This is a genomic window from Rubritalea sp., assembly GCF_051252225.1.
GTDB lineage: Bacteria > Verrucomicrobiota > Verrucomicrobiia > Verrucomicrobiales > Akkermansiaceae > Rubritalea.
On record NZ_JBPOGE010000028.1, the window covers coordinates 1 to 15749 of the forward strand.

A 15749-nucleotide genomic window follows, 5' to 3' on the forward strand; every position below is an offset into this window, starting at 1 on the left:
AGGCTGGGCGCTATCCTGTTGAATCTGCGTTATTCCTCAGTCACGGTGCTCGCACCGCTCCTTCGTCACGCCTTGATAGACCAGGAAATCACTCCAGCATTAGTCTCTTTTGAATCGCAGAGTGCTATTACTTGAACTCCATCGGCAGTTTTTTTACGAGGGCTTTAATATCGTCAGCTTGGTGACGGTTGGCAATAAGGATGGAATCTCCAGTTTGCACTACGATGAGATCATCGACTCCTAATAATGCAACTTGAGTGTTTTTTGACTCTGTAAACACGATGTTGTTAGAACTATCTACTTCTTCTAACGGGCTGTTAGTTTTGTTCTTATTCGGCGCGTCCTCTAAGTATTTAGCAACAGAGATCCAAGACCCAACGTCATCCCAATCGAATGAAGCTTCAATATTAAGGACGTGTGCAGCTTTCTCCATGAGAGCATAGTCGATAGATATAGGAGTGAGAGTTCTAAACTTCTCAGAAACCGTCTGGGCTAAGTTTTCACTAGTTTTGAGCTCTTCGATAAATTTCCCGAGGTCTGGAGCATGGAGGGTAAGTTCTTTTGTGACCGTAGGCACTGACCAGATAAACATACCAGCATTCCAAGCGAAGTTGCCTTGCTTAATAAACCTTTCAGCAAGTTCAGTTGCTGGTTTTTCACGGAAACGAGTGACCTCATGCGGAATATTTTTGATCCCTGCTGGGGCCAAAGGGCTTGGGCCACCACGTTCGACATAACCATAGGAAGGGCATGCCCATGTTGGTTTGATTCCCACAGTGACTAAAGATTCAGTCTGTTGGGCTGTAGTGATGGCATCACGGAGCACACTATGAAAACTTTCAACATCATTAATTAGCTGGTCTGCTGGGAGAACCACCATTGTAGCCTCTGGGTCTCGCGCGGCAACTATCCCCACCCCTAAAGCTACCGCTGGTGCTGTGTCACGTTTAGCAGGTTCTGCAAAAATGTTTTCAGCTGGAAGCTCATTTGCAACTTGGCGAACTTCATCGATTTGTAACTCATTTGTAAGAATGAGAATGTTTTCTTTGGGTATAAGGCCTTCTAGACGGGAAATCGTTTGATTCAGTAAGGTCGTGTCTCCTAGTAGGTTGAGAAGTTGTTTAGGTTTCTTGTCTCTGGAAAGTGGCCAGAAGCGTGTTCCGCTTCCTCCTGCTAGAATCAATGCATATGTCTGGGGCATGTAGAGGAAGGTATTCAGAGCTCAAATCAATAAAAGTACTAATCATGTTCTTTGAGCTTTTTTTTTTCAATGAAACTGGGTTATGGTCAACGCATGGATTACGGACATTGTGAAACTTCTAAAAAGTGGTCAGACAAATCTTGTGCCGCAGCTCCAGCACTGATTGGTGCCGCAGCTGGGATTTTCTTGGGAGACATGATGCATCGCGGTGCACGCCGTCCTGTAGCTGCATCACTTTTCTGTTTGGGGCTCGCAGCAGTTGCTCCTACTGTAGCGGACGTTGTTAAACGCAAAGTCGCAGGACCTAATACCCGCCGAGGTAATCTAAGAACTTTAGAGAGTATCCGCGATGGTGGACTGCCTGCAGCAGATGTAGATATTTACAGCGAAGAAATCGGAATTTAATCCATTTCTCATCTCAACTATTTAGGCGTCGTGGTTTGATTTACTTCGGCGCTTTTTTTATGGAGTCGAGAGGTGAGTCCGAGATGAGGGTTAATACCGTTTGTAGTATTGTTGAGTAATTGTAGGAGCACAGTGAGTGACTCAGGTGTGCATTTAGGCGAGTTCACTGAAGTGAACCCATTGGACAGAATATCTGTAGGAGGGCCAGTACGAGCTTTCCACTAGTGCGCAACCAATGGAGTCTGGCTTTATTGCTGGTGACACGGTTGAAGTGGCCGCGACGAACACACCTTTATTTGTGAACTATCCGAAGCCTAGTGCAACCCACTCAAAGCTCACAGAATCTGGTACAGTCCTATAAATTCTTGGTACGGAAGGAAAATATCTCTAGGTATATCATAGTGGAGTCTTTGGCTATGTTGCTGGTTCCATAAGGCATTATCGACTCCAAGCCACCTTTGGAAGCAGCTGTTGATGAGCCGGATCTTGAAGAATCAGATTCTATTACGGTGGTAACAGATGTAGTGGTGGATGAGGCTACAGATGAACAAGTTACAGTTGTAGATGAGGAAGTTGAGGTTGCGGTAGATGAAGAAGGCTTAGAATAGTATTGATGGCTTAGACAGAGCTCTATGCTCGCTATTAGGACATACTCACTTTCTTCTGGCTAAAAGTGTCTCCAGCCGTATATCGACTGGAGCGAGTGTGGCTCTCGCATTGACCTCTATGACTGATTTTTCTATATTTGGCAGTAAACTTTGCGATGGGAGTGGCATCGAAGAGTTGATGCATGACCTAGGCAATGCCCTCTCCAGTGGTGGGGATGATATCAAAATGCTAGGTGGTGGGCAGCCTGGTAGTATTCCTGAAATGAACGCCATATGGCGCCGCCGAATGGAGGAAATCATGGAGACTCCGGGGGAGATGGAGGCGATGGTAGGAAATTATGATCCGCCAAAGGGAAATCCTAAATTCATCAAAGCTTTAGCGCAGTTGTTCTCTGAAAAGTTGGGGTGGGACGTAACTGAGAAAAATATAGCGATTACAGCAGGAGGTCAGACGGCCTTTTTCTTCTTATTTAATGCTCTGGCTGGCCGTACTAAGGATGGTCGCAGAAAAAAGATATTACTGCCACTCGTGCCCGAATATATAGGCTATGCAAATCAGTCTGTTGGAGATGATTTTTTCAAAGCTGTGAAGCCAAAGATTGAAAAAATCGGTGAGCACCAGTTCAAGTATCGTGTGGATTTTGAGAGCTTACAGATTGATGATGATATCGCAGCGATTTGTGTTTCTCGTCCGACGAACCCGTCTGGCAATGTACTTACTGATGCTGAAATGGATAAGTTGTCTGCGCTCGCATCGCAGCATAACATCCCTTTAATTATTGATAATGCGTATGGGGCACCATTCCCTAACATTTTTTTTGCAGATGCAAATCCATTATGGAATGAGAATACGATACTCACAATGAGCCTATCGAAGATTGGCCTTCCGGGCACGCGTACTGGCATAGTAGTGGCACCAGTACGAATCGCGGAAGCAGTTGCTTCGATGAGTGCCATTGTTGGGTTAGCCAATAGTAGCTCGGGTCAGTATATCATGGAGCCGTTGATTAGAAGTGGTGAAGTGCTCACATTGAGTAATGAGGTGGTGAAGCCGTTTTACTTAGAAAAGTCTGACAAGGCTCAACAGTGGGTGAGTGAGTTTTTCGATGACTCTCTGCCGTACCGTATTCATCTATCTGAAGGAGCTTTGTTCTTGTGGATATGGTTCGAAGATATGCCAGTTTCTTCGAAGGTGCTTTATGAACGCTTAAAGGAGCGAGGAGTTCTGATTGTTTCAGGAAGCTATTTCTTTTTTGGTCTCGGTGACACTGAATGGAAACATAGAGATCAGTGTATTCGTATGACATTCACAATGGAAGAGACTGTTGTGAAAGAAGGAATTCGTATCATTGCTGAGGAAGTAAAAAAAATCTACGGAAAATAAAATATTCATTTGTTGGGGATTCGTCATCAAATGACCGTTGACTAATAGGTGCATAAGCACTTAGGTCTTCGCTCGTGAAACTAGCCCTTTTTCCCTTTTTAATATCTTTCAGTATCCAGGCACTACAAGCTGGGGAGCCTTCACCTTTGCCAGCTGTAGCTGGCGATAGCTCTAAAGAAGTAATCGAGATAAGTGACGACCTGTTACCAGAATGGGGAGTGGCTATGGCAATGCGTTATGGCAGCACACCATTCGATGCAGAAGACAATGGTATTTCAGATATTTTCCCGCTTTTCTATTATGAAGGAGATCGGTTTTTCCTACGTGGTGATTACGGTGGTTTGAAACTATGGGAGAATGATCAATATGGTTTTAATGCAATAGCGAGATACCGTTTTTACGATATACCAGAGGAGTACGATGACTTAGTAAGTGGTGGTGGTGCTGACATGGGGCTACAGGCTTATTGGAAATTAACTCAAGAAACACAACTTCAGTTAGAGCTACTAAGTGACTCTGATGGACGCTTTCAGGCTGCAACTCGATGGGCTGGCGATTTCAGAAGAGAAAAATGGCGTTTCTTCCCAGAAGCTGAAGTTCTTTTTACGAGCTCAAAATTTAACCGCCACTATTATGGAGTAGGGCGCTATGACCTGAATGCAGGGGTGGAAGCTAGAGCTAAGTTTAAAGCGCGTAGACAACTCTATAAAAATCTCCACGTCGAAGGTCGCGTAGAAGGCGGATGGATTGGCAGTGATGCGCAGAACTCACCAGTGCTGGATGATAGTTTTGAATACGACTTTTACTTGGGGCTGGGCCTCTTTTCGGATAATCACTCTGAGAGTAAATCGACTTTAAAAGCCAAGTCGTATTGGAGAATTTCTCAAGGTTTTGGGACATCTTCTGATTTCCAAAATATTCTTTTGGGAGAATTTAAAACGGATGATGAAGCAGATGTGAATATGACTTCCATCTTCTATGGTCACCCACTTTCTGACACTTTGTTTGGTTCACCTTGGGATGTGTATCTAACACCAGGTATGGTATACCACTATTCATCAGATGTGCAGGATACATCCTTAGAATTTATATTAGCAGTGAAAGCGTACTATACGTTCCCTCTTCCTTGGCGTTTGCGTCTCGGAATAGCTGAAGGTATTTCCTATGCTGATTCGCTAACATATTATGAGAGGAATGATTTAGCTGAGAAGGAGGTAAGTGAGAGTAAGCTTTTGAACTATCTCGACTTAAGTTTAGATCTAAATATGGGAGATGTGTTCAACTCTAATGCTCTTGAAGATCTCTATCTAGGTGCAGCCATTCATCACCGCTCAGGAATATATGGTTCATCATCAGCATTTGGCGATGTTTCTGGAGGTACCAACTTTGGTACTGTCTATCTCCAATGGCACGGTAACTTTTAGAGTTTGGGCGCTACAGTCGCCACAATCATCATACCTAACACTAATTCACTATTATTGTTAGGTATGCCAATCTGAGTCTCGGGGCATTTCGCGACGAGGCTCGGTTTTTTTAGATAGCCTTTACCTGTGAGTCGCGACACATCGATGGCATAAAAATCTTTATCAGGAAGAGTTAGAGATCCTTTACAGATACGACCTCCAATAGGGTCGATGTATTCAAAAATGAGTTCATCTTTTACTTCTGAATCATCAATAGAATAGAGAGTGACATAGTGGCTGGACTGAATAGTCCAGCGGTGGCCACCATTTGGTGATAGGCGTTTTTCAAAGCGAGAAAGGTAGAGTATTGGGGGGAAGCCATTTGTTAGTGAAGCTAGCATTTCAGCCTGCGAACGAATCAACAGCTGCTGGTAGTTTTCGTTTGGTTGGAGAAAGAGGCTGTTTAGCTTGAGGGGGGGGAGTTTGCTTACTTTGTGGAAGTCGTTGCATGCGTCTAGTAAGTCGAGTGGTTGGATACCGTGTTTGGTATCCCAACGCCTTTTCAAGTAGGCGTGTTTTGAGAATTGGAAGGCGTATTTCTTGGTGAGGTAATCGAATTGTTGCTGGTCTGATCCAGTAATCCGGCAGGTGGTTGCTCTCCAGTTTTTTGAACTAAATCTATAGGCGTTGATCCAGCTAACAGGGCCACATGCATTTTCGTGAATCGGCAGCTGGTCAATTGCTTCAGCTGAACGATTGGGGACATGGACCATATCTGCAAAGCAGCAGCTTGCGCACATGTGGTACATAATAAAAAATCTCAGCATAGAGCAACTATGCTGAGATTAGAAAATGATAGCAATAGAGGAATTACCACTCAATCGCAGAGGCGGCCCATGTGAGGCCAGCACCGAAGACGACGAGTACAATTTTATCTCCGCGCTCGAAGCGACCTGTTCGGTGAGCTTCATCGAGAGCTATTGCAACTGCTGCCGCAGAGGTGTTGCCGTATTTGTCGAGATTTACGAAGACTTTTTCGTTCGGTACAGCTAGGCGATCTGCAATAGCATCGATGATGCGTAGATTAGCTTGGTGAGGGATCACTAGCTTTATGTCATCAGGAGCGAGACCTGCTCGCTCGATTACTTTTTCCGAAGCTTTCTTCATAGCGTTGACCGCTAGTTTGAATACCTCGCGACCAGACATTTGGAGAGAAGCGAGCTTGTCGTTTACATTTGCAGAGGTGGTAGGGCATGCTGAACCACCGCCTGGGATGTTAAGAATGCCGGTTTGAGCACCATCGGTACCCATTTCTGTGGCGAGTATACGACCTTCTCCTTCTTCTGAGCGGCGAAGTACAGCTGCTCCAGCTCCGTCTCCAAAGAGTACGCAGGTGTTACGGTCTTCCCAGTTCACGAAAGAAGAGAGTTTTTCAGCGCCAATAATCAGGGCATTCTCATAAGCTCCGTCGGAAATCATACGTTTCGCAATCTTCATTGCGTAAAGGAAACCTGAACAGGCAGCTGAGATGTCGTAAGCGATCGCCTCAGTTGCGCCTAAGTTGTGTTGCACATAGCAGGCTGTAGCTGGAGTGATGGTGTCGGGAGAAATAGTTGCTACGATAATGAGCTGGAGGTCGGAGGCTTCCATTCCTGCTTGCTCAAGAGCCTTTTTTGCCGCCTTAGTCGCAAGGTGGGAAGTAAACTCATCGTCTGCCGCTATACGACGCTCTTTGATTCCTGTGCGGCTAGTGATCCATTCGTCTGTAGTATCGACAAATTTTTCGAGATCGGCATTGGTCATCACCTTTTCAGGGAGATAGCTGCCAGTGCCGGCAATCATTACAGGGTATACAGATGCAATTTCGCTCATCGCTATTGGTGATAGACGTGATATTCGGTCGGGTCAACTGACTATCTATTGAAATGTAGTTAATAGGAGGTGTTTAACAGACCTCTGGTTTTAAATCGCGAGTAAGAAGCTCTTCGATAGCTTCTTGGGCAGGTTTACCCTGATAGAGTACTTGATAGACTGCATCAATGATAGGGGTGTCTATGCCGTGCTTTCTGGCGGCCTCATAAATAGATTGAGTGTTTGGGACTCCTTCTGCGACCATACCTAAGCGAGTGGTAACTTCTTCAAGCGTTTCGCCGCTCCCTAAAGCTTTACCCACACGATTATTACGGGAGTGTGGGGAATAGCACGTGACCATGAGGTCTCCAACTCCAGAGAGGCCAGTGAAGGTTTCTTGGCGTCCACCAAGAGCGATACCTAGGCGAGTCATTTCAGCAAGGCCACGTGTGACCATCGCTGCAATGGCATTATCTCCGAGGCCAATGCCTGAAATAATACCCGCAGCGATCGCAAATACATTTTTAAGTGCGCCACCGAGTTCGATACCAGCGACATCATCACTTGTGTAGGTGCGGAAATAGGATGTAGTGAAGACTTGCTGTAGTGCTGAAACTAACTGGAGGTCTGTTGAGCCAACGACCGCACAGGACGCGAGGTGGGCTGAGACTTCTTCTGCATGGGTTGGGCCAGAGTGAACAGCAATGGGGTTGTCTGGTAACAACTCTCGAATGATCTCGCTCATCCGACACCCTGAGCCACGTTCTATCCCTTTAGAGCAGGAAACGATGGGGATAGAGTTAGATATACCTGTCTCGGAAAGTTCCTTAGCCGCTTCTCGTGTCGCAGAGGTGGGCAGGACAAAGAGTATGAGGCTTGCGCCAAGAGCGTCAGAATAGTCGACGGAGCAGACTATATTAGCTGGAAGCTCGACAAGCGGAAGGTAGTTCGCGTTGGTGTGAAGTCCGTTTATTTCGGCGCATTGGTCTTTACTACGGCCGATGAGGGTGACCTTGTTGAAATGTTCAGCCAGCACCATGGCTAGAGCTGTACCCCACGAGCCTGCTCCGAGAACAACGGCGTTTTGTGATTTTTCAAACTGCATAATTAGGATTTCTTTTTTGGAGTGAAGCGGTTTTCTGTGCCGTTGATGAGCTTCTGAATATTAGATCTGTGTTTCCAGATAGCCATTGCTCCGATAAAGACTGAGAAGAAAAAGAGAGGTTTGTTCCATGTACCATTTGCTATTTTCCCGTGATACCAAGAACCCCAGATGATAGAGATGGGGAGAGCTGCAGAAGCTGCAATGCTCGCTACAGAAACGTAGCGAGTAGTGAAGAAGAAGGCACACCAGACAATGATGAGTAACGGGATAGCAAATGGGGCAAAGGCACAGAAGACTCCCGCGGAAGTGGCGATGCCTTTACCTCCTTTAAAGCCGACCCATGGCGAGTAATTATGGCCGAGGATGGCGCAGAGACCGGTGACTAGCTGTAGGACTTGTACTGTGGTTCGCTCAGTTTCAGGTAAAATATTTGCCATGTCGGTGAGCGCGCCAATGGTCATTGTTTGGCTTTGGCCTAGGTACTGAATGAGAGAGAGACCGATGACACTGGGGATAAGCCCTTTGATGAAATCTAAGACGAAGCAAGTGATGCCAAATTTTTTCCCAACGACACGTAGCACATTGGTTGCGCCGATATTGCCTGAGCCATGTTTTCGGATATTAATACCCTTAGATTTAGCAATGAGTAGCCCGAATGGAATAGAGCCGAGAAGAAAAGCGATGATAGGTGGAATCCAAAGTGGCATTACACGTGCGAGTCTAGGAAAGCTTTAGCAAATGTCATGCGAAATTCTGAGGCATTTTCAATGGACCGGTCCAGCTTAGGATGGTGAGCAAAAAAATACCTCATGCACTGATGCGCATGAGGTACCCAAAATGACTTTGGAAGAATTATTTTTTCACTGGAAAGCGCTCATCGAGCATGCTGTTCCAGCCTTCGATTCTGTCGGCTTGTGCTTTGAATAGTTCGTCTGTGGAGTCTAGAATTTCAATGGAAATGATTTTGCTGCCCACTCCATCGGTCTTCCAGCCAGGTCCTGAAAGCTTACCTGTGACACTGTTGACGACGTCTTGTCCTTTAGTCACTTCACCAAACACTGTGTGACGGCGGTCAAGGTGTGGAGTAGCGACGTGGGTGATGAAAAACTGGGAACCATTGGTTCCTGGGCCTGAGTTTGCCATGGAAAACATTCCAGGCTTGTCGTGCTTGAGACCGCTGACAAATTCATCTTCGAATTTGTAGCCTGGGCCTCCGCGGCCAGTTTCAGTTGGGTCACCGCCTTGTACCATGAAGTTTGGAATCACACGGTGGAATTTAATACCATTGTAATAACCGCGCTTGGCTAGGTTGAGAAAGTTAGCTGCGGTGACTGGAGTTTTGGAAGCAAAGATGGTCGCTTCGATATCACCTTTGTCAGTTTTCATAATGATACGGATATCCTTTTCCGGAGCTTCGGCTTTCTGTTGGGCACAAGCAGTGAAAAGCGTGGCTGCTGTTGCTAGAAGTAAGAGTGCAATTTTTTTCATCGAGTGGACAAATAGCCCAGCCTGCGCTTTGCTGCAAGCACGCGATGCAAGAAGAAGGGGTAAATCGTAAAATCATACACATCGACATGGATAGTTTCTATGCCGCTATAGAGCAGCGTGATAATCCAGAGTTACGAGGAAAGGCGATTGGCGTGGGCGGGAGCGGCCGCAGAGGTGTACTCTGTACCGCAAGCTATGAAGCGCGGAGGTTTGGAGTACGCTCTGCAATGCCTGGCTTTAAAGCGCTCGAACTTTGTCCTCATTTGATTTTAGTTCCTGTTAGGTTTGAGGTGTATCGATCTGTTGCAGCTCAAATCCGAGCTATCTTTGGAAGGTTTACTGAGAAGATCGAGCCACTTTCTCTAGATGAAGCCTATCTTGATGTCTCGCACTGGCGGTCAGATTCCGAATCCATAGCACGTGAAATTCGCTCCCAGATTTTAGAAGAAACAAAGCTGACTGCATCAGCTGGCATTGCACCTAATATGCTCATCGCGAAGGTGGCGAGTGATATGGATAAACCAAATGGGCAATACGCGGTGGCGGCTGAGCAGGTCGACGCATTCATGCATGAACTTCCTGTCTCCAAACTCTGGGGAGTAGGCAAAAAAATGCAGGAAAAGTTACGTCAGCATGGAATCACTCTATGTGGTGAAATGCAGAAGCTCGATAAAATAGCTATGAGCAGACGCTATGGTCGATGGGGGATTGAGCTTTATGACTTATGCAGAGGCTTAGACCCTCGAGAGGTAAAGGTGCATAGGGTGCGTAAATCAATTTCTAAAGAGACTACTTTTTCAGAAGACCTGCGAGATGTCCTTGCCTTAGTTCCTTCCTTGCGCCGATTACTGGAGGAAGTGAAGGAGGCCTATGGAGGACAGTATTCTGATCGTGAGATTAAAAGCTTAGTAGTGAAGCTGAAGTTTGCCGACTTCACTCGAACGACTATTGAAAGAGCGACTCACGAAATTGACTCAGTGTTGGCTGAGTCGCTTCTCTACGAGGGCTTCGAACGTGGCGCAGGAAAGGCGGTACGGTTATTAGGTCTGGGGGTACGACTTGCTGAGGAAGAGGATGAAAAGCAGTTAGAAATGTTCTAGCAGCTTTGTTCGATGAGGGGCTTATTTGATCGTAATTTTGCGACCACGGTTGTCCTGCCATGATTTACTCAAAGATTTATAGATTTCATTGAGGTCCGCTTTGTCAACCACACGAAACTCGATTGTCTTAGAGTGGGTTGTGATTGGGTATTCCTTGTGGACAGTAGTGTCGGCATCGATGCCTGTTTTGTCTCCAACTTGGCCTACGATTTCCCGTGCGCGATTAGCTACATTTTCCACTGTGCTTGTTCCACCTTCTCCGAGAGCCTCAATGGCGTAAAACCGAGTAAGTGCGGCACCCATGGTTTCAACATCTACTTCATGAACGACTGCACCTTTGACTGTATAGGTATGCATACTGATAGAGGAGATTCGAGAGAGGGCGACCAAGTATGATCCGCCTGGAAGGCTAGCTTCCCAGAATCGAGGTGTTGAAGAACTGTCAGTGACATTCTCATTTTCGTTGTTGTCTTGGGCTACTAACAATGGTGTAAGAATGACAGCTGTGATACAGCCATAAAGGACGATGGATTTTTTCATAATGGAAGTGGTGTATAGAGTACTTAGAGCTGAGGCAATAAAGGTTACACTATTCCCTGAAAATCATCGTTTACAAGTGGGGATCATTTTTAACAGAGTAATTCGATGCCAAAATACCGTCCAAACGTAGCAGCTATTATTCGCAATGCAGCTGGAGAGATTCTTATCTGTGAGCGTAAGAACAATGCTAGGGCTTGGCAATTTCCACAAGGTGGGGTTGACAAGGGGGAAAGCTTAATCGAGGCATTACACCGTGAAGTCCATGAGGAGGTCGGTCTCAAGTCCAAGCACTATGACGTAGTCGATCAGAAGGGCGAGTATCGCTATCTGTATCCTCCTGCTGTGAGTGCAAAAAAGAAGTATGATGGTCAGAAGCAGACCTACTTTCTTTGTGAGATCCATCAGGATGCGCCAGAAATTGAAATAGGTCACAAAAACCCCGAATTCAGCGACTTTGATTGGGTTCGTCCCGAAGAGTTTGATGAGGAATGGCTACCAGCCTTCAAGTTAGAAGTTTATCGTCAAGTCATGCGAGACTTCTTTTCCCTCGATATAGCGTCAGCTTAAAGGCCTTCAGAGAAGATTTTGAAGAGTTCGACGTATTCGTCGACTTCTTGGTGAGTATCACCTGCTATATTATTGTGACCTCTACCTTTAAGGCCGTGGAAAACGTTGATTCCTTTGTGAGCGGAAGCTAGTTCTGAGCCATGTGACTGTGGGATGATGGTGTCTTGGTCACCATGTATGATCATGAGTGGCTCGCTTATTTTAGGAATTCGTTTGATGTTAGGGAAGCGATCACGGGGAAATATGGGGTAGTGAAAAGGGACGCGATAAACACTGGTGAGAGGTGTGATGAGAACTAATGCTGCGAGGTCTTTATTTTCTGCTAGATAACAAGCTGGTCCAGAGCCAACTGACTGACCTACAGCAATTATCTTATGCGGGGGCAAATTTAGATCTCTAAGTCCGTAGGCATAGACCGAGTTTATAGCAGCATACACCGAGATTTCTGACGTCTCTCCAGTGCTGATCCCATATCCAGGGTAGTCGTAGGCTAAAACACCAAAGCCTTTGGCGTGGAATAGTTCTAACAATGGCCGAGCGAAGCCAAGATCTTCTGCATTACCATGCGACCAAAGAAGAGTAGGCATTTCTTTTCCTGCTGGTAAATATAAGACAGCTAGTTCTGATCCGTCATCGGATGAGATTGTAGAAATATCAGGAGAGTTTGCTGTGTAGCTTGGCTCGGGTGGTGCAAAGATGAGATAGTCGCCAAATGCAACAGCCACGACCAGTAAGATTAGGTAAATAGAAACGATGGATTTACCGAGTCGTTTCCAGCTGAGTTCACCGAAGACGAGTTTTTTCCAATTAGCCATCTCTAGTTAGAGAGTTTCAGGGAAGAGTTGCTTCCATTTCACGAGCATCTCCCTGATTTGTTCTGGCTTTCTCGTCGGGCTAAGTTCCCAAGTGTGCGGCATTTCTGGTTTAAAGAATTTGAGAAGTTCAGGGAAGTCTATTTCGCCGGTGAGTGGAACACGGTGGTCTCGCTCTGGGTGATATACATCGTGGATATGACCGCCTAGCAAGTAGGGTTCCATTTTCTCCAGCCACTCTTTGTGTTCTAACAAGTGGATGTTGTGTTTGAGCTGAACATGTCCAAAATCATGCCAGTAGCCAACCCAAGGATTATCTTTGAAATGCTCTTGTAGTGCGATCATTTCAGTTTCAGTGGGCATGTCTTCGTAGCGGCTGCGAGATTCTATCGCGAGCTTCACCCCAGCTTCTGCGGCTTTTTCAGCGATTTCCTCGAGAGCTTCGATAGCTCGTTCGTAGTAGACTTTCCCTATTTTAGCGCGTTTTTTGATGAAGCGTTCTTTAACGCGAGTGTAGCGTTTTTCTTCGTCTTTCTCATCCTTGACCCATTGGGTCAGCTTGTTGGTCCAGCGCTTCGGTTTCATGGGGACAGAGCCCATATGGAGCACCATATAATCAGCTTCAAAACGGTTGGCCATTTCGAGTGATTTATAGGTGAGGTCAAGTGCGCGCTTCCTATCGTAGGGGCGGTGTGAAGTGTATTCGTATACGTCTGGCGCATCGATCATTACTTCCACGGGAGAGGGAAAGTAGTTGTGCACACCGACACAGTTAAATTTTCCTTTTTGATAAGCGTCTAGAATGCCAGGCAGCTTTGTGATCATCATGCCGTGACTTAGCTCAATGTTAGAGAAACCAAGCTCGACAATTTCGTCGATCATTTCTTCACCGCATTGGTGTCTGGAGTTATTCCAACATGTCGAAAAGCTGAGCATTCAGAGAAGCTAACAGCTTATGGGTTTGGCGCAAGAAGCATGACGATTTCACCCTTAGCTTTGTGGATGGTAAAATATTCGAAAAGTTCACTTGAAGTACCGCGGTGGTAGGTTTCGAATTTTTTGGTCAGTTCACGAGCCACGCAGACCCTTTGTTCAGGAAGCTCGTTGTTGAGGATCTCGAGGGTGGAGAGTAGACGGTGAGGGGACTCGAAGAAAATGGAAGTGTGCTCGGATTCTGCTGCGGCGAGAAGAGCTTTGGTACGCTTACCCTTTTTTACTGATAGGAATCCACCAAAATAAAAAGCATGAATAGGAAACCCGGATCCAACGAGCGCGGTTAGCACAGCAGATGGCCCCGGTAGAACGGTGTATTCTAATTCATTTTGGATACAGGCCTGCATGAGTCTGTAACCAGGGTCAGAGATGGCTGGCATGCCAGCATCTGTGATGACCGCTATGTTGAGACCCTGTTGAGCTTTCTCTACGAGTTCGGGTGTCTTTCTCGCTTCATTGTGCTCGTGAAGAGCCATCACTGGCTTTGATACTCCTAAGTGCTCTAGTAAAGGGCGGGAGTGACGGGTGTCTTCACAGGTGATGAGGTCTGCTTCTTGCAGAACCTCGATGGCTCGCAGGGTGATATCACCACGGTTGCCAATTGGGGTAGGTACGAATGAAATCATAATTAAAATCCGCTAGAAATACGCTGCACGATTTTTTCTGCCGCATTTTTAGATGCATCCGGGAATGTATTATTACGCGCTGTCTGCTGGTTAGTTCCAACGGTGAAATAGGATATACCTTCTTCAGTACCCGACATCAGAACTTTGTTTTGAGGATCTACGAGCTCCCAGCGTATAATAATTTCCATGTACATTTCTGAGGCACGCAAGGTGTCGTAGCGATTAGAGCGTTTTTCAGAATACTCTATAGTCTCGATTGTTCCACGGAGTGAGGCATCTGCTAGAGAAGCTGTGGAGATGGAAAAGGAACCGTCTCTAGTAATTTCGTCGACAACACTATTGGTGACTATGGGGGCAAGGCGCTGCTCTTGCGTTTTATTGCTGAAGAGAGGAACGGTGATGCTCTGGATATCTTTTAATTTAGCAGGTTTTACATTACCGACCTGATAACCAGCACACGAGCTGAATAGAAAAGCTAGAGCCGAGAGAAGTAGAATATGAAACGTCATCTAATTATTGTTCTAGAGCAGCAATCCTCTGTTTAGCGAGCGAGTGGATCTCAGAGTTAGGCTTTGTTTTCACGATTACTTCGTTGTAATAGAATAGAGCGGCTTTGTATTGCTTTTTCTGTTCATAGAATTCTGCAATGTCAAAGCTACGACGAATGTCTGATTGAGCAATTTGTTTGAGTTGCTGTTTCGCTTTTGTTGCTTGCTTTGAGTTGGGATACAGAAGGGTAAGATCAGTGAAGGTTGTTTCGGCGGTATCGAGGTTTCCTCGGTTGCGGTTACCGTCTTGTGATTGCTTTAGGAGTAGCTCGCCGACTCTGTACATGGCCTCGGGAGCTAGGCTAGTTCTAGGGTATTTCACATAGAGGTCTTCGTACGCTTTGATGGCCTTATTGTAATTATTATCGTTTTGCCACATCTCAGCGAGGCGGAATTGAGCTACAGGAGCCGTTTTCCCAAACGGAGCATTGTCGCGCACTTGGTTGAACATAGTTTCCACTTTTGATCGTGGGATTTTAGACTTTAGTCCAAGAAAACTATTTTGAATCTGGCCCGTAGAAGCTGCGTTAGCAACTTCAGCTTGGCGATTGATTGCTTCGGAGTACTTTGAGTTGTTCGCGAACTTCTCGATGAAGAGCTGGTACATCTCAAATGAATCAATTAGTTCACCGGAATTGTAGTATATCTGGGCTTCACGCAATCTAGAATCTGGAGCTTCTTCGCACATAGGGTGCTCTGATGCAATTTTCCCGTAGAGTTTGGCTGCCTTTTTTGTACGACCTTCAGCTTCAAGTGCACGAGCTTTAGAATATTCTGCTGCTGTTTCAGAGGCGCTTTTGGCCGCAACGGTGCCTGTGGCAAGTTGGACTTTATCGGCATTGCTGCCACATGAAATAATACCTCCAGAAATGAGTGCGATGGATGCAAAGGAAACTGCTGCTTTGTGCATGGCGGTAAACTAACGCTTTAGCGTGAATTGCCAACCATGAATTTTCCGTTATAGCCTTTGTTGCTAGAAATGGAAAATAGCTAGTCCTGAAAACAATTAACCCGATATCTGCAATATGAGGTATCGGGTGAGTGGTGGCCCATCTCGGATTCGAACCAAGGACACACGGATTTTCAATCCGTTGCTCTACCAACTGAGCTAATGGGCC

The 15749-nt window shown here is 46.0% G+C and carries 18 protein-coding genes and 1 tRNA gene; 6 read left to right on the top strand and 13 right to left on the bottom strand.

The genetic code is table 11. The features are described from left to right. Positions 1-127 precede the first annotated feature (127 nt). Positions 128-1201, bottom strand: a complete 1074-nt coding sequence (locus tag ACSHX2_RS14890; protein ID WP_435693749.1) for a mannose-1-phosphate guanylyltransferase — start codon at positions 1199-1201, stop codon at positions 128-130. Between the two features lie 69 nt (positions 1202-1270). Here ACSHX2_RS14890 and ACSHX2_RS14895 point away from each other — a divergent pair, with 69 nt between their 5' ends. The 4 genes from ACSHX2_RS14895 to ACSHX2_RS14910 all read left to right on the top strand — a co-directional run bounded on the left by ACSHX2_RS14895 (position 1271) and on the right by ACSHX2_RS14910 (position 5022). Further along, positions 1271-1606, top strand: a complete 336-nt coding sequence (locus ACSHX2_RS14895; protein WP_435693750.1) for a hypothetical protein — start codon at positions 1271-1273, stop codon at positions 1604-1606. A 458-nt stretch (positions 1607-2064) separates the two neighbouring features. Further along, on the top strand, positions 2065-2214 hold the full coding sequence (locus ACSHX2_RS14900; protein ID WP_435693751.1) for a hypothetical protein: 150 nt from the start codon (positions 2065-2067) through the stop codon (positions 2212-2214). 118 nt (positions 2215-2332) lie between these two features. Continuing rightward, on the top strand, positions 2333-3598 hold the full coding sequence (locus tag ACSHX2_RS14905; protein ID WP_435693752.1) for a valine--pyruvate transaminase: 1266 nt from the start codon (positions 2333-2335) through the stop codon (positions 3596-3598). A 74-nt stretch (positions 3599-3672) separates the two neighbouring features. Then, positions 3673-5022 carry a MipA/OmpV family protein gene (locus tag ACSHX2_RS14910; RefSeq protein ID WP_435693753.1) on the top strand — a complete coding sequence of 450 codons (1350 nt, stop codon included), beginning with the start codon at positions 3673-3675 and terminating at the stop codon, positions 5020-5022. On the opposite strand, the gene ACSHX2_RS14915 is transcribed toward ACSHX2_RS14910, so the two are convergent. From ACSHX2_RS14915 to ACSHX2_RS14935, 5 genes are all read right to left on the bottom strand, one after another. Then, positions 5019-5810, bottom strand: a complete 792-nt coding sequence (locus tag ACSHX2_RS14915; protein ID WP_435693754.1) for a hypothetical protein — start codon at positions 5808-5810, stop codon at positions 5019-5021. The genes ACSHX2_RS14910 and ACSHX2_RS14915 overlap by 4 nt on opposite strands. 61 nt (positions 5811-5871) lie before the next feature. Beyond that, positions 5872-6873: a beta-ketoacyl-ACP synthase III gene (locus ACSHX2_RS14920; protein WP_435693755.1), complete on the bottom strand. Its 1002-nt coding sequence runs from the start codon at positions 6871-6873 to the stop codon at positions 5872-5874. 73 nt (positions 6874-6946) lie between these two features. Continuing rightward, entirely contained in the window at positions 6947-7957 is a 1011-nt protein-coding gene (locus tag ACSHX2_RS14925; RefSeq protein WP_435693756.1) for an NAD(P)H-dependent glycerol-3-phosphate dehydrogenase, read from the bottom strand. Between the two features lie 2 nt (positions 7958-7959). Further along, on the bottom strand, positions 7960-8664 hold the full coding sequence (gene plsY, locus ACSHX2_RS14930; RefSeq protein ID WP_435693757.1) for a glycerol-3-phosphate 1-O-acyltransferase PlsY: 705 nt from the start codon (positions 8662-8664) through the stop codon (positions 7960-7962). A 145-nt stretch (positions 8665-8809) separates the two neighbouring features. Further along, positions 8810-9445, bottom strand: coding sequence for a peptidylprolyl isomerase (locus ACSHX2_RS14935; protein WP_435693758.1), 636 nt, complete (start codon positions 9443-9445; stop codon positions 8810-8812). A 44-nt stretch (positions 9446-9489) separates the two neighbouring features. Between ACSHX2_RS14935 and dinB the strand changes: the two genes are divergently transcribed. Further along, positions 9490-10545 (top strand): DNA polymerase IV, encoded by a 1056-nt coding sequence (gene dinB / locus ACSHX2_RS14940; RefSeq protein ID WP_435693766.1) that lies wholly within the window; start codon positions 9490-9492, stop codon positions 10543-10545. Positions 10546-10566: 21 nt separating this feature from the next. On the opposite strand, the gene ACSHX2_RS14945 is transcribed toward dinB, so the two are convergent. Further along, positions 10567-11085, bottom strand: a complete 519-nt coding sequence (locus ACSHX2_RS14945; RefSeq protein ID WP_435693759.1) for a hypothetical protein — start codon at positions 11083-11085, stop codon at positions 10567-10569. A 105-nt stretch (positions 11086-11190) separates the two neighbouring features. On the opposite strand from ACSHX2_RS14945, the gene ACSHX2_RS14950 reads away from it, so the two are divergent. Beyond that, complete coding sequence (locus ACSHX2_RS14950) at positions 11191-11652, top strand: RNA pyrophosphohydrolase (protein WP_435693760.1); 462 nt, start codon at positions 11191-11193, stop codon at positions 11650-11652. On the opposite strand, the gene ACSHX2_RS14955 is transcribed toward ACSHX2_RS14950, so the two are convergent. The 6 genes from ACSHX2_RS14955 to ACSHX2_RS14980 form a co-directional block, all read right to left on the bottom strand. Then, positions 11649-12467, bottom strand: coding sequence for an alpha/beta hydrolase (locus tag ACSHX2_RS14955; RefSeq protein WP_435693761.1), 819 nt, complete (start codon positions 12465-12467; stop codon positions 11649-11651). The genes ACSHX2_RS14950 and ACSHX2_RS14955 overlap by 4 nt on opposite strands. Before the next feature lie 6 nt (positions 12468-12473). Then, positions 12474-13346, bottom strand: a complete 873-nt coding sequence (locus tag ACSHX2_RS14960) for a sugar phosphate isomerase/epimerase family protein (RefSeq protein WP_435693762.1) — start codon at positions 13344-13346, stop codon at positions 12474-12476. Between the two features lie 71 nt (positions 13347-13417). After that, positions 13418-14083, bottom strand: coding sequence for a 16S rRNA (cytidine(1402)-2'-O)-methyltransferase (rsmI, locus tag ACSHX2_RS14965; protein WP_435693763.1), 666 nt, complete (start codon positions 14081-14083; stop codon positions 13418-13420). Positions 14084-14085: 2 nt separating this feature from the next. Continuing rightward, positions 14086-14592 carry an LPS assembly lipoprotein LptE gene (gene lptE / locus ACSHX2_RS14970; RefSeq protein ID WP_435693764.1) on the bottom strand — a complete coding sequence of 169 codons (507 nt, stop codon included), beginning with the start codon at positions 14590-14592 and terminating at the stop codon, positions 14086-14088. Positions 14593-14596: 4 nt separating this feature from the next. Continuing rightward, positions 14597-15541, bottom strand: a complete 945-nt coding sequence (gene bamD, locus ACSHX2_RS14975; protein ID WP_435693765.1) for an outer membrane protein assembly factor BamD — start codon at positions 15539-15541, stop codon at positions 14597-14599. A gap of 132 nt (positions 15542-15673) precedes the next feature. After that, positions 15674-15749 (bottom strand) — tRNA-Phe (locus tag ACSHX2_RS14980).

Bases quoted from the DNA above. Each gene is read 5' to 3' on its own strand.
- ACSHX2_RS14890 (WP_435693749.1), bottom strand. From the start codon at position 1,201: ATGCCCCAGACATATGCATTGATTCTAGCAGGAGGAAGCGGAACACGC.
- dinB (WP_435693766.1), top strand. From the start codon at position 9,490: ATGCAAGAAGAAGGGGTAAATCGTAAAATCATACACATCGACATGGAT.
- ACSHX2_RS14945 (WP_435693759.1), bottom strand. From the start codon at position 11,085: ATGAAAAAATCCATCGTCCTTTATGGCTGTATCACAGCTGTCATTCTT.
- ACSHX2_RS14915 (WP_435693754.1), bottom strand. From the start codon at position 5,810: ATGTACCACATGTGCGCAAGCTGCTGCTTTGCAGATATGGTCCATGTC.
- ACSHX2_RS14935 (WP_435693758.1), bottom strand. From the start codon at position 9,445: ATGAAAAAAATTGCACTCTTACTTCTAGCAACAGCAGCCACGCTTTTC.
- ACSHX2_RS14895 (WP_435693750.1), top strand. From the start codon at position 1,271: ATGAAACTGGGTTATGGTCAACGCATGGATTACGGACATTGTGAAACT.
- rsmI (WP_435693763.1), bottom strand. From the start codon at position 14,083: ATGATTTCATTCGTACCTACCCCAATTGGCAACCGTGGTGATATCACC.
- ACSHX2_RS14950 (WP_435693760.1), top strand. From the start codon at position 11,191: ATGCCAAAATACCGTCCAAACGTAGCAGCTATTATTCGCAATGCAGCT.
- ACSHX2_RS14960 (WP_435693762.1), bottom strand. From the start codon at position 13,346: ATGATCGACGAAATTGTCGAGCTTGGTTTCTCTAACATTGAGCTAAGT.
- plsY (WP_435693757.1), bottom strand. From the start codon at position 8,664: ATGCCACTTTGGATTCCACCTATCATCGCTTTTCTTCTCGGCTCTATT.
- ACSHX2_RS14920 (WP_435693755.1), bottom strand. From the start codon at position 6,873: ATGAGCGAAATTGCATCTGTATACCCTGTAATGATTGCCGGCACTGGC.
- ACSHX2_RS14925 (WP_435693756.1), bottom strand. From the start codon at position 7,957: ATGCAGTTTGAAAAATCACAAAACGCCGTTGTTCTCGGAGCAGGCTCG.
- ACSHX2_RS14955 (WP_435693761.1), bottom strand. From the start codon at position 12,467: ATGGCTAATTGGAAAAAACTCGTCTTCGGTGAACTCAGCTGGAAACGA.
- bamD (WP_435693765.1), bottom strand. From the start codon at position 15,541: ATGCACAAAGCAGCAGTTTCCTTTGCATCCATCGCACTCATTTCTGGA.
- ACSHX2_RS14905 (WP_435693752.1), top strand. From the start codon at position 2,333: ATGACTGATTTTTCTATATTTGGCAGTAAACTTTGCGATGGGAGTGGC.
- lptE (WP_435693764.1), bottom strand. From the start codon at position 14,592: ATGACGTTTCATATTCTACTTCTCTCGGCTCTAGCTTTTCTATTCAGC.